The organism is Nonomuraea sp. NPDC052634 (assembly GCF_040678535.1).
GTDB lineage: Bacteria > Actinomycetota > Actinomycetes > Streptosporangiales > Streptosporangiaceae > Nonomuraea > Nonomuraea fastidiosa.
In genome coordinates this window covers 73,725-91,735 of sequence record NZ_JBFATY010000005.1, presented here as the reverse complement: position 1 = coordinate 91,735, position 18,011 = coordinate 73,725, and the positions used below count along the sequence as shown (strand labels likewise).

At 68.7% G+C, this 18,011-nt stretch carries 15 protein-coding genes and 1 tRNA gene; 12 read left to right on the top strand and 4 right to left on the bottom strand.

Annotation, left to right across the window (positions count from 1 at the left end; all coding sequences use genetic code 11):
* Positions 1-45 precede the first annotated feature (45 nt).
* A complete protein-coding gene (locus tag AB0K67_RS22850; RefSeq protein ID WP_364063499.1) occupies positions 46-1,038 on the bottom strand; it encodes a LacI family DNA-binding transcriptional regulator in 993 nt (330 codons plus the stop codon).
* 82 nt (positions 1,039-1,120) lie between these two features.
* Here AB0K67_RS22850 and AB0K67_RS22845 point away from each other — a divergent pair, with 82 nt between their 5' ends.
* From AB0K67_RS22845 to AB0K67_RS22795, 11 genes are all read left to right on the top strand, one after another.
* On the top strand, positions 1,121-2,398 hold the full coding sequence (locus AB0K67_RS22845; RefSeq protein WP_364063496.1) for a polysaccharide pyruvyl transferase family protein: 1,278 nt from the start codon (positions 1,121-1,123) through the stop codon (positions 2,396-2,398).
* The gene (locus tag AB0K67_RS22840) at positions 2,391-3,302 is read left to right on the top strand and encodes an ABC transporter permease subunit (RefSeq protein ID WP_364063493.1); all 912 of its coding nucleotides are present in this window, start codon (positions 2,391-2,393) and stop codon (positions 3,300-3,302) included. Before AB0K67_RS22845 ends, AB0K67_RS22840 begins: the two co-directional genes overlap by 8 nt.
* On the top strand, positions 3,299-4,261 hold the full coding sequence (locus tag AB0K67_RS22835; RefSeq protein ID WP_364063490.1) for a carbohydrate ABC transporter permease: 963 nt from the start codon (positions 3,299-3,301) through the stop codon (positions 4,259-4,261). The genes AB0K67_RS22840 and AB0K67_RS22835 overlap by 4 nt, the downstream gene beginning before the upstream one ends.
* Before the next feature lie 33 nt (positions 4,262-4,294).
* On the top strand, positions 4,295-5,917 hold the full coding sequence (locus tag AB0K67_RS22830; RefSeq protein WP_364063487.1) for an extracellular solute-binding protein: 1,623 nt from the start codon (positions 4,295-4,297) through the stop codon (positions 5,915-5,917).
* Between the two features lie 2 nt (positions 5,918-5,919).
* A complete protein-coding gene (locus tag AB0K67_RS22825) occupies positions 5,920-9,318 on the top strand; it encodes an alginate lyase family protein (RefSeq protein ID WP_364063484.1) in 3,399 nt (1,132 codons plus the stop codon).
* Between the two features lie 99 nt (positions 9,319-9,417).
* Positions 9,418-9,633, top strand: a complete 216-nt coding sequence (locus AB0K67_RS22820) for a hypothetical protein (RefSeq protein ID WP_364063481.1) — start codon at positions 9,418-9,420, stop codon at positions 9,631-9,633.
* A gap of 391 nt (positions 9,634-10,024) precedes the next feature.
* Entirely contained in the window at positions 10,025-11,167 is a 1,143-nt protein-coding gene (locus AB0K67_RS22815; protein WP_364063478.1) for an ABC transporter permease, read from the top strand.
* Positions 11,164-11,889, top strand: a complete 726-nt coding sequence (locus AB0K67_RS22810) for an ABC transporter ATP-binding protein (RefSeq protein ID WP_364063475.1) — start codon at positions 11,164-11,166, stop codon at positions 11,887-11,889. Before AB0K67_RS22815 ends, AB0K67_RS22810 begins: the two co-directional genes overlap by 4 nt.
* A 21-nt stretch (positions 11,890-11,910) precedes the next feature.
* Complete coding sequence (locus tag AB0K67_RS22805) at positions 11,911-12,501, top strand: TetR/AcrR family transcriptional regulator (protein ID WP_364063472.1); 591 nt, start codon at positions 11,911-11,913, stop codon at positions 12,499-12,501.
* Positions 12,502-12,573: 72 nt separating this feature from the next.
* On the top strand, positions 12,574-12,885 hold the full coding sequence (locus AB0K67_RS22800) for an antibiotic biosynthesis monooxygenase (RefSeq protein WP_364063469.1): 312 nt from the start codon (positions 12,574-12,576) through the stop codon (positions 12,883-12,885).
* Positions 12,886-13,354: 469 nt separating this feature from the next.
* Positions 13,355-13,498, top strand: a complete 144-nt coding sequence (locus tag AB0K67_RS22795) for a hypothetical protein (RefSeq protein ID WP_364063466.1) — start codon at positions 13,355-13,357, stop codon at positions 13,496-13,498.
* 859 nt (positions 13,499-14,357) lie between these two features.
* Here the strand turns inward: AB0K67_RS22795 and AB0K67_RS22790 are convergent.
* Positions 14,358-15,533, bottom strand: coding sequence for a hypothetical protein (locus AB0K67_RS22790; RefSeq protein ID WP_364063463.1), 1,176 nt, complete (start codon positions 15,531-15,533; stop codon positions 14,358-14,360).
* Between AB0K67_RS22790 and AB0K67_RS22785 the strand changes: the two genes are divergently transcribed.
* Positions 15,532-16,419: a tyrosine-type recombinase/integrase gene (locus tag AB0K67_RS22785; protein WP_364063460.1), complete on the top strand. Its 888-nt coding sequence runs from the start codon at positions 15,532-15,534 to the stop codon at positions 16,417-16,419. The genes AB0K67_RS22790 and AB0K67_RS22785 overlap by 2 nt on opposite strands.
* 238 nt (positions 16,420-16,657) lie before the next feature.
* Here the strand turns inward: AB0K67_RS22785 and AB0K67_RS22780 are convergent.
* Together AB0K67_RS22780 and AB0K67_RS22775 are read right to left on the bottom strand one after the other, a co-directional pair.
* Positions 16,658-16,730: transfer RNA gene (locus AB0K67_RS22780), tRNA-Lys, on the bottom strand.
* A gap of 49 nt (positions 16,731-16,779) precedes the next feature.
* On the bottom strand, positions 16,780-17,934 hold the full coding sequence (locus tag AB0K67_RS22775) for an acyl-CoA dehydrogenase family protein (protein ID WP_364063457.1): 1,155 nt from the start codon (positions 17,932-17,934) through the stop codon (positions 16,780-16,782).
* Between the last annotated feature and the right edge of the window lie 77 nt (positions 17,935-18,011).

Here is an 18,011-nt window from a genome sequence, read left to right as displayed (position 1 = left end):
TGACGCCCGGGGCAACGGCTCTTTCGAGCTCGGCGATCGGCCGCGTTACCCGGCGAACCTGGTCGCCGAGTCGCGGATCACCAGTTCGGGCTCGGGGTCGGTGATGACGCCGCCGGCGCTCGGCCGTCCCGCGATCAGGTCGTACAGCGCCTCGACGCCGGCCCGGCCGAGCTGGTACATGGGCATCCTGACCGCGGTGACGGCAGGGCGCAGGTGCTGCATCAGGTCGACGTCGTGAATGCCGACCACGGACAGCCGGTCGGGGATGGCGATGCCGAGGTCGTGGGCGGCGGCCAGGACGCCGACCGCGCTCATGATGTTGTTGACGACGATGGCGGTCGGCGCCGTGGCCGCCTGCATGGCCTGCCGGAGCCCGTCGGCGCCGGCCTGCTCGCCGAAGCCGGTGTCCAGGTGCGGGGCGGGGGCTAGGCCTGAGGCGTCCATCGCCTGCTTGTAGCCCAGGTAGCGCTGCTGGGAGAGGTATCCCGTACCGCCGACGAAGACGATGTGGCGATGGCCGAGGTTGATCAGGAACCGCGTCGCGATCTCGCCCGCGCGGAGGTCGTCCACATCGATCCAGGGGTGGTCCAGTGCGTGTTCCAGGACGAGGATCGGCTTGGGATGGGAACGGAGCTCGGCCTTCACGTCGTCGTCGAGCAGCCCTTCGCCGCGGATCAGGATGCCGTCGACCGTGCCCTGGCTGAGCAGCCGGGTCAGGAACCGGCTGCCTGAGCGCATCGTGTCGGCATCGCCCAGCAGGACCGTGGCGCCGTGCTCCGCCGCCGCCTCGTAGACCCCGCGCCGCAGCGGCCCGTAGACCGGGTTGTCGACCTTGTTGAGGATCATCGCGATCATGTCGGTCCGGTTGCGCCGCAGCGAGCGGGCCGTCTGGTTCGGCTGGTAGCCCAGCTGCTGCATCGCCTCGAGCACCCGGGCGCGGGTGGATTCCTTCATCCGGGTGTGGCTCGTGCCGTTGACCACCGCCGACACCACGGCGAGCGACACGCCGGCCGCCCGTGCGACGTCACGTTGCGTCACCAAATTGAAAGCCTCCTCGGTCCTTGACGCAACGTCTCACCATCCCTATTTTGAATTAACGTTGCGTCAACAAGGAGTATATATGACATCAACACGTCGTACCGTCCTCCTGCGGTCCTCATGGGCGACGGTGAACATCGGCGACGTGGCTCACTCCCCTGGCGTGGTGCGGGCGTTTCAGCGGTTCGCCCCCGAGGTCGAGGTCGTCCTCTGGCCGGTGCGGCTGGAAGAGCGCGAACGGTCCATGCTGCGGCACGCGTTCCCAGGCCTGCGCATCGTCGATGGCACCCTCGGCGCGGACGGGCCGAGCACCCCGGAGCTGGCCGCCGCGATCGACGGCGCGGACGTCCTGATGCACGGATCGGGTGCCGACGCCTTCCAGGGCAGTGAGATCGACTGGTGGCGCGAGCACGTGGGCCGCCCGTACGGATATTTCGGGATCACTGTGGACCCGCTCTGCCCGCCGACCACGGCGACGCTGCCGGAGCTGGCCCAGATGGTCGAGCTGCTCCCGCCGTCCTACATCCAGGACGACGTCAAGGACCGTTTCGACGGCGCCGACTTCGTGTACTGCCGGGAAACGCTGACTCTGGCCACCCTGCGCGGCCAGAAGATCACCGGGCCCGACCTCGCCTTCGGCCCTGACGGCACGTTCGCGTTCGACCACACCGACGCCGTCGCCGCCGCCCGCCTGCTGGAGGATTTCGGCCTGCGACCCGGCCGGTTCGCCTGCTTCGTCCCGCGGCTGCGCTACGCCCCGTACGCGAAGATCTACGGCACCGAGCCGACCCGCGAGCAGATGCGGCGCGACGCGGTCAACCGGGCCACCGCGACGCACGACCTGGCGGTGCTGGCGGCGGCGATCGAGACCTGGGTGCGCGTCAGCGGCCTGCCCGCCGTCGTGGTGCCCGAGATGAGCTACGCCGTCGAGCTCGCGCACGCACAGCTTCCCCAGCTCCTCAGCCCGCAGACGCTCGATCAGGTCCGGCTCCTCGACCGGTACTGGCCGCTCGAGGAGGCGACCGGGGTCTACGCCGCCTCGTCGCTGGTGGTCAGCATGGAGTGCCATTCGCCGATCATGGCCGTACGGCATGCGACCCCGGCCATCTACCTCCGGCAGCCGACCGAGACCACGAAGTCGCAGATGTTCGCCGACCTCGGCGCCCCGGACATGGTGATCGAGCTCGACCATCGTGCCGCGGCGGCGGTCGTCGCGGCGGTCACCGAGATCGCCACCGACCCGGCGCCCGCGGCCGCCCGGAGCAGGAGGGTCGCGGGCAACGCCGACGACCGGCTGCGGGCGGCGGTGGAGGCCTGCGCGGCGGGCCGGCCCCTATCGGCGGGGACCTGCGATGCGTAGCCTGCGCGACCGCTGGCGGCGCGACCGGGTCCTGCTGCTGCTCGCGCTTCCCGGGGTCACGGCGCTGCTGCTGTTCCACTACCTGCCGCTCGGCGGGCACATCATCGCCTTCCAGGACTTCCAGCCGTTCCTCGGCGTCTGGCACAGCCCGTACGTCGGGTTCGACAACTTCGAGCCGGTGTTCACCGGCGACCCGGTCTTCCTCAACGCGCTCGTCAACACGGTGATCATCACGCTGATCCAGGTGATCTTCGTGTTCCCGCTGCCGATCTGCCTCGCGTTGATCCTCAACGCGACGATCAGCGAACGGCTCAAGCGCCTCGCCCAGTCGATCCTCTACATGCCGCACTTCCTGTCCTGGGTGATCGTGGTCGCCCTGTTCCAGCAGATGTTCGGCAACGGCGGGATGCTCAACGCCTGGCTGCGCTCGGCGGACCTCGCCACATTCCAGATCATCGGCGTGCCCGAGCTGTTCAAGCTCATGATCACATCGCAGGTGATCTGGAAGGACACCGGCTGGTCGACGATCATCTTCCTCGCCGCGCTGTCCCGGGTGGATCCGGCGCAGATGGAGGCTGCGGTGGTGGACGGCGCATCGGCGGCGCGCCGCCTGTGGCACGTGACCCTGCCCGCCATCCGCCCGGTGATCGTCCTGCTGCTGATTCTGCGGCTCGGCGACTCGCTGTCCGTCGGGTTCGAGCAGATCATCCTGCAGCAGGCACAGGTCGGCGCCGGCGCCGGCGAAGTGCTCGACACGTACGTCTACAACCACGGCATCGTCGGCGGCGACTGGGGCACTGCGGCCGCGGTGGGGCTCATCAAGGGCATCGTCGGCGTCGCGCTCGTGCTCGGCGCCAACAGATTGGCCCACGCCCTGGGCGAGCAGGGGGTGTACGCCAAATGACGAGCCGACCCGCGGCGGCCGCGGCGCCCGTGGCGCGCCGCGCCGCACGCACCAGGCCACGTTCGGGCCGCGGTGAGCGTCCGGTCTGGATGGGCGAGCCGAGCAAGCTGGGGGTCGGCGCGCGGGGACTCGTGCTCGGCCTGGGCTGCCTGGCGGTCCTGGTGCCGTTCTGGGCGGTGCTCGTGACCAGCATCGCCTCCCCGGAGGAGGTCAACAAGGCGGGCGGCTTCGTGCTGTGGTCGAACGAACCGACGCTGGACGCCTACCGGGCCGTCCTGTCCGGCGGCATCGTCACCCGCGCGCTGCTGGTGAGCGCCGGCATCACCGTGGTCGGCACGGCGCTCAGCCTCGTCGCCACGATCGCTCTGGCGTACGCGCTGTCGCGGCCGGGTTCGCTGCTGCACAAGCCGGTCCTGCTGATGACGCTCTTCACCCTGCTGTTCAACCCGGGCATCATCCCGATGTACCTGACGGTCAAGCAGCTCGGCCTGCTGGACAGCTACTGGGCACTGATCCTGCCGGTGCTGGTGAACGCGTTCAACGTCATCGTCATGCGCGCGTTCTTCCAGGAGATCCCGCGCGAGCTGAGGGAGAGCGCCCACATCGACGGCGCGGGGGAGCTGCGCATCCTGCTGCGGATCGTGCTGCCGCTGTCGAAGGCGGTCGTCTCCGTGATCGGGCTGTTCTACGCGGTGGCGTACTGGAACGCCTTCTTCTCCGCGATGCTGTACCTCCAGTCACCGGAGAAGTGGCCGCTGCAACTGGTGCTGCGCACCTACGTCGTCAACAACACCCCGATCGGGGCCGACCAGCTCAGCTCGAGCCTGGAGAACCTGCCGCCGCAGATCTCCGTCCAGATGGCGATCCTCGTCATCTCCGTCCTGCCCATCCTGCTCATCTACCCCTTCATCCAGAAGCACTTCGCCAAGGGACTCATGGTCGGCGCCGTCAAGGGCTGACCGCTCGTCCACGCAATGTGGAAAGGAGACGACGTGGCACCCACCTTCAGCCGCCGCCACGTCCTGGCACTCGGCGCGGCGGCGGGGCTGGCCCCGCTGCTCGGGGCCTGCGGTGACGGCGGCCCGAGCGCGCCGAACGGCTCATCAGGGCCGGTCAAGCCGCCTACCTACAAGCCCGTCACCGTGGCCGAGCCCGACCTGGCCGCCAAGCCGGCCGGTGTGTCGCCGGGCTACTTCACCTACCCGTCCGGCGCCGGCGCCGCAGCGCAACCGGTGCAGGGCGCACCCGTCACGGCACTGACGTACACCTATGACCCGATCGCCCCCGCGCTCGACGCGAACCCCTACTGGCAGAACCTCAACAGGCAGATCGGCACCGAGCTGAAGATCACATACGTCGCCTCGGCCGATTACAAGAGCAAGGTCGCCACGACCATCGCCGGTGGCGATCTGCCGGACATCGTGGCCATCCAGGGCGTCTTCCAGCAGATGCCGGCCATGCTGAAGGCGACGTTCACCGACCTCACCGAGTACCTGTCAGGGGATGCGGTCCTCGCGTACCCGAACCTCGCCGCCCTCCCCACGGACGCCTGGCGCGCCACCATTTACGACCAGCGGATCTGGGGCGTCCCCGTGCCGCGGGCGCGGATCGGGACCGTGCTGTACACCAGGGCCGACCTGCTGGCCAAGGCGGGACTCAGCCTTCAGCCCGAGTCGTGGGACGAGTTCAAGGAGATGGCGCGGGCGCTGACCGACGAGCGGGCCGGCCGGTGGGCGTTCGGGCAGATCCCGTTCACCACGATCCTCGAGATGAACGGGATCACCGGCAACTGGCCCGGCGGCGCCGGCGTCTGGCAGGCGGAAGGCGGCGTCTTCACCCACTCGGGGACGACACCGCAGTTCATGCAGGCACTCGCGGACACCGTCGAGCTGGTGAAGTCGGGGGTGATCCACCCCGACCACGCGGGCGTGCCCAACACCAAGCGCAACGCGTGGATGCTGGCCGGCACGACCGCGTTCACGATCGGCGGATACGCCGGGTGGGGCAAGTTCTACGGCCAGGCCAAGGACGTGCCCGGCTTCCGCCTGACCGGCATGCTCTCGCCCACCCGCGACGGCAAGGGGCAGCGGGTACGCACACCAGGCCCAACCCTGTCGAGCTTCACCGCCATCGCCAAGACCGGCGACGCCGATCGGATCAAGCAGATACTCAAGGTCCTCGACTGGCTGTGCTCGCCCTTCGGCAGCAGCGAGTACCTGGCACTCCGGTACGGCGTCGAGGGCGAGACGTTCACCCGCGACGGCTCCGACCCGGTACTCACCGAGGCCGGGCGCAGCCAGGTGTTCCTGCCGGTGCGGTACATCGCCGAGGCCTCGCCCGTCATCTACGAGCCGGGCAACCGCCAGGCCGTCAAGGACCAGCACGACCACCAGGTCGCCGGCGTCCCACTCGCCGTTGCGGACCCGACGCTCGGGCTGTACTCGGAGACCGCCGCCAGCAAGGCGGCCAGCGAGCAGCAGGAGCTGGACGCGGTGCTGCTGGAGATCCAGCTCGGGAACAAGCCCGTCTCCGCGTGGCAGCCGGCCATCAAGAAGTTCATGGACCGGGTGGGCAACAAGATCAAGGCCGAGTACGAGGAACAGGCGGGTGATTGACCGTGGCTCTCAAGGGGTGGACGGGCAGGTTATGCGCGGCGGTCGCGCCGGCTCTGGTGGCGGCGCTGCTCGTGCCGGCCGGTGCAGCGGCCGCCGACATGTCGGATCTCGGCAGGCTGCTCGACCTGACCCGCCCGGGGCTCGGCGCGGTGGCGGCCGAGCTGGCCGCCGGTGACGAGGAAGGCGCCGCGAGCGAGCTCAAGGCGTATTACGCGGGCCGCACCGACGTGCACTACCCGGCTCCGGCCGCGGGCCTGGGCGGCGGCGACGCCACCGCCGACGAGATCGCGGCGGGAATCTTCCGGTTCGGCTCCCAGACCAGGAACTTCTACGACAGCGCCGAGCAGCGGATCGACATCGACTGGCAGGACCTCTGGGGCGGGACGCAGGCCGCCCCGGGCGGCGCGCAGACGCTGATGAGCGACTTCACGTTCATGCCCAAACTGACCTACGCGTACGTGTCCGAGAGCGACCCGGCCAAGCGCGCGGCGTACGCGAAGGCGTGGATGGACATCTCGCTGGACTTCTTCGCCGACAACCAGAGCTGGCCGAAGGGCCGCAACCTGTCGGCGGCCAAGCGGCTCGCCCAGATGGTCAGCGGGTTCTCCGTGTTCAGGGCCGATCCCGGCATCGACTCCGGTGATCTCGTGACGTACCTGACCGGCGTGCACGTCACGACGAACTTCCTCGCCGGCGTGATGCAGGAGCACGTCGGCAACAACTGGTACATGTCGATGGCCCGCTCCGTCCACGCGGCGGCGGTGTACCTGCCCGAGTTCTCGGCGGCGTCCGGCTGGGAGTGGTTCGCGGTGCGCTCGGCCGAGCGGTTCCTGCGCGCGTTCCTGAAGGGCGACGGCGTGTACCGCGAGCCGGCCTTCAACTATCAGGCGTACGTGGCGGACCTCCTCAACTCCGTCATCGCGGTCGCGGAGCTCAACGGGCGGAACGTTCCCGAATACCTCGTCCAGGCGGCGGACTGGATCGCGGACTCGCTGTTCGCGACCCGCCAGCCGAACCTCGAACCCGCGGCGATCGGCGACACGCCGAACACCACCGCGGGCACGTCGGCCATCCGCAGGAGCGGCGTGCGCAACTCCTGGCCCGACTTCACCTGGGTCGCCTCGGGCCGGACGCAGGGGAGCGAGCCGACGCTGTCGTCCACGGTGTTCCCGATCAGCTTCGCGGTGCAGCGTTCCGGATGGGACGCCGACGCCCGGTACATGCTGATCAACAACCAGCATTCCAGCTACACCGCCTCGCATCGGCATCCTGACGACCTCAGCCTGGTGATGGCCGCGTACGGGCGTCCGCTGATCGTCGACTCCGGGGTGGGGGACTACAGCGCCACTCCGACGAACGAATGGATGCGCCGCCAGACCGAGGCGCACAATACCATCGAGGTCGATGGAGAGCCGCAGGCCAAAGGCGTCCCCCGCACGACGTCGCTGTGGCGCTCGAACGCGGGCCTCGACATCTACCGCGGTGCGGCGATGGGGTACCGGCCGGTCGAGCACGATCGTGCGGTCTACTTCGTCAAGCCCGGCTTCTGGGTGGTCTCCGACTCCCTCACCGGCGACACCGCCAGGCACGCCTACCGGCAGCTCTGGCACTTCCCCGGCGATCCGGTGACCGTCGATCCGTCGACGAAGATCGCCACGGTCGGGTTCGACACCGTGCCGGGGGCCGCGCCCGTCGCCGGCGTGCGGCTCATCCCGGTGGCGACGTCCGGCGCCGCGGTGACCCCCAGGATCAGCAAGAACGGCGCGGTGCGCGTCGGCGACCGGGTGCTCACCAACGTCGACTACCTGTCGTACGACTGGTCCACCACTGGTGCGACGGGACTGGACACGGTCGTGGTCCCCGGCCCGGCCGGCGCGGCGCCCTCGGTGACGGCAAGACGCATCGCCATGTCCGGGGTGCCTCACTCCGTGGCGACGGCGCTGGAGATCGGCCTGCCGGGCGCGACCGGGCGCTTCTACCTGTCGCGGGAGGCGACTCCCTCGTCGAGGACGTTCGGGGCCGCCACGACCGACGGCGAGACCGCGTACCTCGAGCGCGCCTCGGGCGGCGGGCTCACCAGGTACGCGCTGACGAGGGGGACGTCGCTGACCGACGCGGGCGACACCGTCATCAGCGCGTCCGCGCCGGTGTCCGACATCAGTGTGGAACTGCGCGGCACGACCGCCCGGATCTCGCTCGGCGACCCGTACACCGGCACGCTCTCCCTCCACGCGCCGGACGCGACCGCGGTGACGGTGAACGACGCCTCTGTCGCCTTCACCCGCACCGGCGACCTGGTCACCGTGTCACGTCAGGAACGCTTCGCCCCGGCGCCCGTGCTCGGTGAGGAGTTCGACGACGCCGGCCTGGACCGCACCGTTCACGACTTCAGCGAATCCTTCGGCGGCTGGCGGCCGGTCCAGGGGACCTGGGTGGTGACCGGCGGGCAGCTCGCCCAAACCTCGACCGCGGACATGGTGTCGTTCGCGGCGCTGTACGACGTACCCGACGACGTGGTCATGTCCGCGGACATCGTCCCCGGGCCGCGCGGCCAGACGACCTCCCGTACCGGTCTCGCGTTCCGCTACCACGATTCCCGCAACTACTACCGGGCAGAAGTGCTCAACTCCACGTCGGGAGCGACGCTGAAGCTCGTCAAGATCTACGACGCGCAGACCACGGTTCTCGCGGAGACCGAACTGCCGATCAGCGCCAACGTCCCGCACAAGCTGGTCGTCTCCGCGATCGGGAAGCACCTGAGCGCCAAAGTCGGCGATACGTCGATCACCGCGGAGGACACGCAACTGCCGACGGGCGGCGCCGCCGCCTACACGCACCGGCGGGCCGCGTCCTTCGACGACATCGTGATCAGGGAAGGCATCGATCAGGCCAATTGGCGGGGGATCACCGGATCCGTGTCCGTCGCCTCGGGCGCACTGCGCCTCACGCCGCCCGCCGGGGGTGGCCGGGCGCACGTCCTGGCCGACTCGACCCTGCCGAAACGCTTCTCCGACACGTGCGACTACGCCGTGGAGACCACGCTCACGCTCGAGGGATCGGCCGGCAACGCGGGAATCTCGCTGCGCGACAGCACGGACGCGTACGGGTACCGGATCCATGTCGGTAAGACCGGTGACGGAGACCGGTACGCGAGCATCATCCGCGAAGCCCACGCCTCGGGCCCCTTCATCGTGGCCAAGGCGGACATCACCGACCCGCTGACGGGTCCCGTACGGCTGGGCGCGGCGATCCACGGCGACCGCCTCACCGTGACGTTGAACGGCACGCAGATCCTGAAGGGCCGCGACACCGTCGTACGCAGCGGCGGCGTCGGGCTCTACGCCTCCACGCAGACCTCGTTCGAGAACGTCACCGTCGCCGGCTCCTGCGGAGGGCGGTAGCGATCACGCCGTCCTGACCTGCGGACGTACAGGAGGGAGGTCGGCGCGGGCCACGCGCTCGAAAGCGTCCGCAGGTCGCGCCCGGTATCAATGGTGCCCATGACTGCCTTCTTGGGCATATCCCTCCTCCTGCTGTCTCTAGGCTGGCCCCTGGTCGCGCTCGTCGCGGCGGGGCTGGCCGTCCACATTGCCGTCAGTGCGCTGAAGAAACGCCGGCGGCGAGCGTGGACGGTGTGGATCGAGGGCAGCGTCACGGCGGCCTGCGCCGCGGTGGCGATCTATGGGGCCGGATTCTTCTACGGCGGCTTCTTCTAGAAGGATCTGGAGGATCCATGCATGTCCCGTGGGTACGCCTACTCGGATGCCCTTCCGGATGACCACAGCCTGTGGCCACTGAGCGACCCGTGGTGCACATCCGGCGACCAGGTCGTCGATCTGGTCCCGGCCTTCGTCAATCCCGCCCTGTACGTCGCCATCGGTCTGTCCGTGGCGTGCGCCATCGCCGCACGGCGGTGTAACCGCTCCTTCGCGGAGCTTTCCCGCGACCCGGCGGCCCGCGTTAGCACGCCGATGCGGGGCTCATGACGTCTCTCGTGGCTGACGCGTCGAGTTTCATCTTTCCGACACCATGTTGGTATCTTGTCGACGGCGCGTCGGTAACTAAGGCGTCGGTTCCGTGAAATCCCCTTTCCCGTCAAGGAGTGCCATGTTCCTGGCCTGGCGCGAGCTGGTCTTCGCCCGCGCACGTTTCGGCCTGATGGGCGGAGTCGTCGCCCTTATCGCAATCCTCGTCGTCCTGCTGTCCGGCCTCTCCTCGGGGCTCGTCAACGACGGCGTCTCCGGGCTCCAACGGCTGCCCGTCACCGCGTTCGCCTTCGCCGAGGGCACCAAGACCGACTCCGCCTTCTCCCGCAGCACCGTCGACGTGAGCAAGGCCGAGACATGGAAGGGCCGCGACGACGTCGGCGACGCCGCGCCGTTCGGCGTCATGCTGGTCAACGCCAAGGCCACGACGCGAGCCGGCACCGAGGTGCCGATCGACCTGGCGCTGTTCGGCGTCGAGCCCGGTTCGTTTCTCACGCCGCCCGTCTCCGACGGCGCCGGGCTGGGCGACCTCGACGGGATCGTGGTCAGCCAGACCGTCCTGGACGAGGGCCTGGCGATCGGCGACACCGTCGTCATCGACCGCCTGGGCACACAGCTCAAGATCGTCGGAACCACCGGCGACCAGCGCACGTTCGGGCACGTCGATGTGGCGTACCTGCCGTTGCGCTCCTGGCAGCAGGTGCACGCCGGCGCCGGCCCGGGTGACGAGGTGCGTGCGGAAGCGTACGAAGAAGCCACGGCCATCGCCCTGCGCGCACGGGACGGTGACGAGATCGACCTGGCCGGGGGCGACGCCGCGGCGGGCACCGCGAGCATGACGCTCGAAGAGTCCTTCGGAGCCTCGCCCGGCTACACCGCCGAGATCTCCACGCTCACGCTCATCCAGGTCTTCCTGTACGCCATCTCCGCGCTCGTCGTCGGGACGTTCTTCACCGTGTGGACGATCCAGCGCAAGCACGAGCTCGCCGTCGTACGGGCCATGGGCGCCTCCACCGGCTACCTCATGCGGGACACGATGATCCAGGCGGCCGTCATCCTGACCGTGTCCACCGCCGTGGGCTTCCTGATAGGGGTCGGCGGCGGCGCGATGCTCACCACCACGCCCATGCCGTTCGCCCTGGAGGCGGGCCCGCTCGTCCTCGCCGCCCTGATCCTCGTCGGCCTCGGCCTCGCCGGTGCCGCGGCGGCCGTGGGCCGCATCGTCCGCGTCGACCCGCTCGTAGCCCTGGGAGGGCAGCGATGACCACTCGTTCCAGGTCCCAGCGTCCGGACTCCCGCCTGGCCGGTGCCCAAGAGCGCGGCGGCCTGCTGATGGAGGGCGTCACCCTGTCACTCGGCGACGGCGACGCCACGGTCACCGCGCTCGATGATGTCAACCTCGACGTGGCGGCCGGCGAGTTCGTCGCCATCGTGGGGCCGTCAGGAGCCGGCAAGTCGAGCCTGCTCGCCGTCGCCGGCGCGCTCACCACACCCGACACCGGCAGGGTTCTGATCGACGGCGTCGACATCACCAAGGCGAGCTCGCGAGAGAAGGCGCGCCACCGGCGCGAACGGATCGGGTTCGTCTTCCAGTCCGGCAACCTCATCCCGGCCCTCACCGCGCTCGACCAGCTCCGCTTCGCGCTCGACATAGCGGGCAAGCGCGCAGGCGGCGGTCACGATCCGCGAGAGCTGCTCGACCGGGTCGGGATGGGACACCGCGCCGGGCACCGCCCCCACCAGCTGTCCGGTGGCGAGCGGCAGCGCGTGGGAATCGCCCGCGCGCTGGTCACCCGCCCGGCCGTGCTGCTGGTGGACGAGCCGACCGCCGCGCTCGACCGTGCCCGCAGCGACGATATCGTGAAGCTGCTGGCGCATGAGGCGCACGAGTTCGCCGTCGCGACGATCATGGTCACTCACGATCACGAGGTGCTCGACCACTGCGATCGCGTCCTGTCGATGGTGGATGGAAGACTGTCGGAGTAGGCCGACCATGGGGGAGGGCAGGTGCCGCGCATTCAAGCCCCTACTGTCGCCGAGCATCGGGCCGCCCAGCGCCGGGCGCTGCTCGACGCGGCCAGGGAGATCCTCGCGGAGACCGGCCGGCCACCGACGCTGGCCAGGGTCGCCGAGCGCGCCGGGCTTGCCAGGTCCAGCCTCTACCAGTACTTCCGGTCGTCGGGAGACCTGCTCAACGCGGTCGTGGAAGACGTCTTCCCCCGCTGGTCGGCGAGGGTGGCAGCGGCGATGGACGCTGCGGCCACCCCTGCCGACCGCGTACTCGCCTACGTGCTGACCAACTTCGAGCTCATCGCCGAGGGCGAACACGCGCTGGCCACCGTCCTCGCCGAGGTCGTGCCGGGCGACACCGTCGCCGAGCAGACCCGTGCCATGCACGCGCAGCTCTTGGAGCCCCTCGTGGAGACGCTGCGCCTCCTCGGAGTTCCCGCGGTGCCGGAGACGGCGGAGATGATCAACGCCATCGTGTTCACCGGGTCCCGGCTGATCGAGTCCGGCACCGACCTGCACACCGTCTGGGAGTCGGCACGGGGCCTGCTGGAGCCGTTCGTCCGCGCCTCGGAGCAGACGACGCCCTGAGCGCCTGAGGGTTTGCCGACGCCATGTCGGTAAAATGGCGGCACCGGCAGGCTCGATCCTCGGAGGAACACCATGTACGTCGTGCACAACCGCATCGAAGTCGCTCCCGAACAGGCCGCCTCCTTCGAGGAGACCTTCAGCGCCAGCATGCGCGCGACGCTCGCCGGGGTGCCCGGCCTGCGGCGCAGCCTGCTGATGCGCCCGGCCAAGCCCGGTGACCCGTACGTGTCGACCATGGAGTTCGACTCGGCCGAGGATTTCCGCGCCTGGATGAAGTCCGACTCCTTCAAGGCCGCGCACGCCAACGCCGACGCGCCCGGCATGCAGGCCCCCTCGGCGATCGAGCTCTTCGACGTCCTGGAGGACTTCTCCGCCACGCCTTGACGGCTTCATCGCGGCCGCCCTACCCGGAAGCGACGAGACCGGGTGCGTCCCAGCTCGCCGGCGCAGCAGAGTCGCGATCACTTCGATCGTGGTCGCGGAGCCGGCCGCGATGACGTCCTCGTTCTTGACGTGCACCCCCGTGGGCGCGGAAAATTCAGGACTTCTCCAATCCGCCGGGGTGTACGTGGGCGCTCGCGGCACGCGTGGTGCTCTATAGGAGGAATTCCGGTGGTATCCGTCAGGGATCCAAGTCGCCTTCGACTGCACTTCATCTGAGCGTGTCGGCCGCTTCTGATGCGAGGTGCTGGGGTACGTCCCGCCGGAACCGCCTGAGGGCATCGCCACTTGGTACGACTACAGCCGCAGCCTGCCGCCCGAGCAGCGGGACTCCTGGTTCGCATGCACGACCCCACGGGTGCCGGTCCGCGGCTGTACTTCCAGCGCGTCCCTGCCCGGACGAGGTGACGGCATGCAGTGCGACGACCCGGACGAGCTCGTGGAGATAGACGAGAGCGTCAGCTCGGCCTTGGCGCTGATCGGCCGCGTCACGGGAACGGACGTCGCCGCCGACTGGTTCCAGGCGCGGCACTCCCGCGTCGAGCCCGCTCCTTGACCCTTCGGTCCGGCCGTGGCTCAGAGCCTGCGGGCGGTGATGTCGCCGTTGGACGTGGTGGCGTGGATGGCCGGCTCGGCGGTGCCGGTGTTCTTGAGGGCGTTGGTGATGCGGCCGTGGTGGTGCTGGCGTTCAGGGAAGCCGAGGCACCGGCGGCGGTGACGGAGACGTCGCCGGACTGCGGGGCGAGCACGAGCGTGCCGCCCGCAGCACTCATCGGAGCCATCGTCGGAGAGACGACGGGCATTCTGGTCGCCATCGACGGAGCAAGCGTCTCTCAGTGCTGCATGGCGGGCGCAGGGGCCTTCGCCGGCAGCCTGGCCCTGATCCTTGGGGTGCTCCACGCGCCAAGCTGCTGTGACGACTGGGGGACAGGTTTCCCGGTCCGGGTTCCCGGCGACTGGGGGACCTGTCCCGAGTGGAGTCGTGGAGAGGCGGCATCGAGGCACGCCTTTTAGCAGATCCGTTAGCGAACACCCTCGGACGAAGATCGTTCCAAGGGCGTTTCGGCTGGTAGGGCACCCGGGGCTCGAACCCGGAACCTACGGATTATCAGCTCGGCCGATCATGGTTCCAGACAGTTCATTGCAGGTCAGGACGCATGCACGGTCCCCCTTGAACGCCCCTGAACGGCATGGAACTGCAACTGGGACGGCTCACACTGCGTTGCCCGGTGCCTGGCGGCCTACGGAAAATCACTTCCGAACGCCTTTTTGTAGCGGCTATGGTCGTCCAGGCGACGGGGTCGATCGCACGTTAACGGGCGGGGCCTCGGGCTGAGTCCTCGTAATTCACCGCCGATCGCCGCCCGTTCTGGCGCGCATCTGGCATGACGATCAAGTCAGCGCGCGACGCTGTGTCAGCTGCCTGTGTTCACAATGGCCGACAGGAGCTGACGGTCGTAGGGCAGCCCTAACAGGGCGAACAGCATGTCCGGCGGCAGCCCGAACGTCTCTACGGGCGACAGGTTCCAGATCTCGTCGTTCTCCAGCAGAGCTTGGAGGTAAGCACGCTGAGCATCGTTCAGCGAACCGGTCGTCGAGAATGGTTCGGGAAAGGCGGCTTGCAGCAGCATGCTCCAGTCCGGATAACCGGTGGAACGGCTCGACCTGGATGCCACCGCAAGCGCTGTCGGCAGTAGTTCGGCGAAGTCTGGCACTCGCCGGATGGCCTCAATGATCAGCCGATCCGGATAGTCGTCGGGGAGCGTTTGCAGGTCCGAGTCGGGATACCAGCCGGCGATGTGGTCCGGATTGGCGATCGCGTCGAGGATGACCTGTGTTCCGTCCGGGTCGTCCGCGAGGTTGGATGCGAAGGCGGCCCTGACCCGGATCCTGGTATCGTGGTCGAAGAGAAACGCTCGATTTACGGCGCCGAGCCGGTCGAGTGCAAAGAGGGCTTTGGCTCGTTCGTAGTAGGTGTCGGCGTCGCGTGCTCGGCTTTCGAGCAGGGTGATGATCTCGGTTCGTCGGTTTGCGACGGTCGGTACCTGGCATAGCATCGCCGCTGCATCCGCAGCCTGTACCCGAGTTTGCAGCTCCTTGTGGCTTACGCACCGGAGAACAGGATCGACCAGGACGGGGGCGACGACCCGGCAATGGATGATGGCGTCGTAGTCCTCGGTATCCAGTTCCTTGTCCTCACCTCCCGAGGTATCGCGGTCGCAGATCGTGCAGTAGGCCTGCCAGAGTTCGCTCTCGGTTCTGTCGGGCTCGGTGCCCTCGGCCACTGCGTGAAGGAAGCCGAGTAGGTGGGCGCGTACTGGCTCTGTCGACCACCCAAAGATCGAGATCGGCCGATCGAATCGAGGATCTTCCAGTAGGCCGGCCACTACGAGCGCTGCTGGTGCGGTGGCGGAGTAGAGAGAGCTTTGGTGGACGACGGACTCGAAGAGGTGCTCAATCGCCTCGACCCAGCCGGCCTCATCGTTTTTTCGTAGCCGCATCAAATGACCCCGGGTATCGACCGCCCTCCCATACGCGTGCGACAAGCGCGACCAGTCGTAGCCGTGCAGGGCGTCCCAACCCAAGCGCATGGCGGCATTCTGCCGTATGGGAGAGATGCCAAGAGCAGAAGGCAGTGGCCAGGAGGAGGTCTCTGACTTTGGCAGTTGTACGTGGAGCGCGCTGCTGACGTACTCCTTCCTGCCTGAAAACCGGCGTCCCGTTCCGACTCCGGAGATCGCGGAGGAGCTGTCCGCCAACCCGCTGCACAAGGTCAAGTTCCGCAAGGTCAAGGTCAGTGGCGAAGTGGACCGGCGCGCGGTGGTCAATCCGCAGCAGGCACGCGCGCTGCTGGCCGCCGTCAGCTACGTCGGCAAGAGCAGGGGGCCGATGATGGTGGCGATGTTCGCCTGCATGTACTTCGCCGGGCTGCGGCCGGGCGAGGCGTCGAGCCTGCGCAGGAAGGACTGTAACCTCCCCGACGAGGGATGGGGCATGCTCACGCTGGAGAAGACCCGCCCGGAGAGCAATAGGCGCTACACCGACTCGGGGGAGAGCCACGATGAGCGGGGGTTGAAGCATCGGGACCAGAAGGCGACACGCCTGGTGCCGATCCCGCCCGAACTGGTGAAGATCCTGCGCGAGCACATCGACCGGTTCGGGGTGGCCGAGGACGGTCGGCTGTTCAGGACGGGATCGGGCAAGCCTTTCCCCGGCTCGACCGTCTCGAAGGTCTGGCGCGAGGCGCGTACGTACGCGCTGACCCCTGACCAGGTGGCCTCACCGCTGGCGGCTCGCCCGTACGATCTTCGGCACGCGGCCGTGTCGCTCTGGCTCAACGCGGGCGTGCACGCTCCCGAGGCGGCCGAACGGGCGGGGCACGGCGTCGATGTGCTCCTACGCGTCTATGCCAAGTGCATCGACGGTCAACGTGAGGTGGCGAACCAGCGCATCCTGGCCGCGCTCAATGCCGCATGACCAGCACCTTCAGGACAGGACCCCGGGGCGTCTCGGGATCCTTCGTCGTTGCCGCGGAATGGCCCGGTAACGACTCCCGGATTGCCGCTGCGACCTGGGAAAACGCGCCAAGATCCATTCCGTGTATTCCGCGGAGGGTGGCATCCGGCGGCGTCCAGCGGCGTACGGCTGCCTACCAGCCCGAAGCCCGGCAAGGGAAAAGCCCCAGCTCAGGGGCATGATCCGAGGTGGAGGATAGTAGGGCGCCCGGGGCTCGAACCCGGAACCTACGGATTAAAAGTCCGCAGCTCTGCCAATTGAGCTAACGCCCCTAGCAACAGCAAGGGTACAGAGATTACCGCGCTGTCCGCGACGCCACCATCATCGGTAAGCCGACAGCCCGGTCAGCGCCTCGCCGAGCACCAGGGTGTGGACTTCCTGGGTGCCTTCGTAGGTGAGCACGCTTTCGAGGTTGTTCATGTGTCTGATCACAGGGTACTCCAGCGTGATCCCGTTGCCGCCCAGGATGGAGCGGGCCTGGCGGGCGATGTCGAGCGCGGCCCGTACGTTCGCCAGCTTGCCGAAGCTGATCTGCCGGGGCTCCAGGGTGCCGGCGTCCTTGAGCCGGCCGAGGTGGAGGGCGGTGAGGCCGGCCTGGGCGAGGCCGACGTACATCCAGGCCAGCTTCTCCTGGGTGAGCTGGAACGCGCCGATCGGCTTGTCGAACTGGACGCGGGTCTTGGAGTAGTCGACGGCGGCCTCGACGCAGGCGCGGGCGGCGCCGGTGACGCCCCAGACGATGCCGTACCGGGCCTCGGACAGGCAGGACAGCGGCCCGCGCAGGCCCGTGACGCCGGGCAGGACGGCGGAGGCGGGCAGGCGTACGTCGTCGAAGTAGAGGGACGAGGTGACCGAGGCCCTCAGGGACATCTTCTTGCGGATCTCAGGGGCGCTGAAGCCCGGGGTGTCGGTGGGGACGACGAAGCCGCGGATGCCGTCGTCGGTCTGCGCCCACACGACCGCGACGTCGGCGACGGATCCGTTGGTGATCCACATCTTGGAGCCGTTCAGGATCCAGTCGGAGCCGTCCTTCTTGGCGTACGTGCGCATGCCGGCCGGGTCGGAGCCGTGGTCGGGCTCGGTCAGGCCGAAGCAGCCGATGGCCTCGCCGGCGGCCATGCGGGGCAGCCATTCCTCTTTCTGCTCGTCGGAGCCGTACTTCCAGATGGGGAACATGGCGAGCGAGCCCTGCACGGAGACGAAGGAACGCAGCCCGGAGTCGCCCGCTTCGAGCTCGCGGCAGGCCACGCCGTAGGAGACGGCGTCGGTGCCGGCGCAGCCGTACCCCTGAAGGTGCATGCCGAGCAGGCCGAGCGAGCCGAGCTCGGGTGCGAGCTCGCGCGCGGGGAAGACCGCCTCCTCGAACCAGTCCCCGACGTGCGGCAGGATGCGGTCGGCGACGAAGGACCTGACGGTGTCGCGGATCAGTCGCTGGTCGGCGTCGAGCTGATCGTCCAGGCGCAGCAGGTCGTCCATCACAGGGTCCTCTCCTCACATAGGGGACTACCAGGGTTCTACCAGGGGCAATCCTGATGTGCGAACATCGGGCCGCC

Bases quoted from the DNA above. Each gene is read 5' to 3' on its own strand.
- AB0K67_RS22845 (WP_364063496.1), top strand. From the start codon at position 1,121: ATGACATCAACACGTCGTACCGTCCTCCTGCGGTCCTCATGGGCGACG.
- AB0K67_RS22840 (WP_364063493.1), top strand. From the start codon at position 2,391: ATGCGTAGCCTGCGCGACCGCTGGCGGCGCGACCGGGTCCTGCTGCTG.
- AB0K67_RS22835 (WP_364063490.1), top strand. From the start codon at position 3,299: ATGACGAGCCGACCCGCGGCGGCCGCGGCGCCCGTGGCGCGCCGCGCC.
- AB0K67_RS22820 (WP_364063481.1), top strand. From the start codon at position 9,418: ATGACTGCCTTCTTGGGCATATCCCTCCTCCTGCTGTCTCTAGGCTGG.
- AB0K67_RS22815 (WP_364063478.1), top strand. From the start codon at position 10,025: ATGTTCCTGGCCTGGCGCGAGCTGGTCTTCGCCCGCGCACGTTTCGGC.
- AB0K67_RS22810 (WP_364063475.1), top strand. From the start codon at position 11,164: ATGACCACTCGTTCCAGGTCCCAGCGTCCGGACTCCCGCCTGGCCGGT.
- AB0K67_RS22800 (WP_364063469.1), top strand. From the start codon at position 12,574: ATGTACGTCGTGCACAACCGCATCGAAGTCGCTCCCGAACAGGCCGCC.
- AB0K67_RS22795 (WP_364063466.1), top strand. From the start codon at position 13,355: ATGCAGTGCGACGACCCGGACGAGCTCGTGGAGATAGACGAGAGCGTC.
- AB0K67_RS22785 (WP_364063460.1), top strand. From the start codon at position 15,532: ATGGCGGCATTCTGCCGTATGGGAGAGATGCCAAGAGCAGAAGGCAGT.
- AB0K67_RS22790 (WP_364063463.1), bottom strand. From the start codon at position 15,533: ATGCGCTTGGGTTGGGACGCCCTGCACGGCTACGACTGGTCGCGCTTG.
- AB0K67_RS22775 (WP_364063457.1), bottom strand. From the start codon at position 17,934: ATGGACGACCTGCTGCGCCTGGACGATCAGCTCGACGCCGACCAGCGA.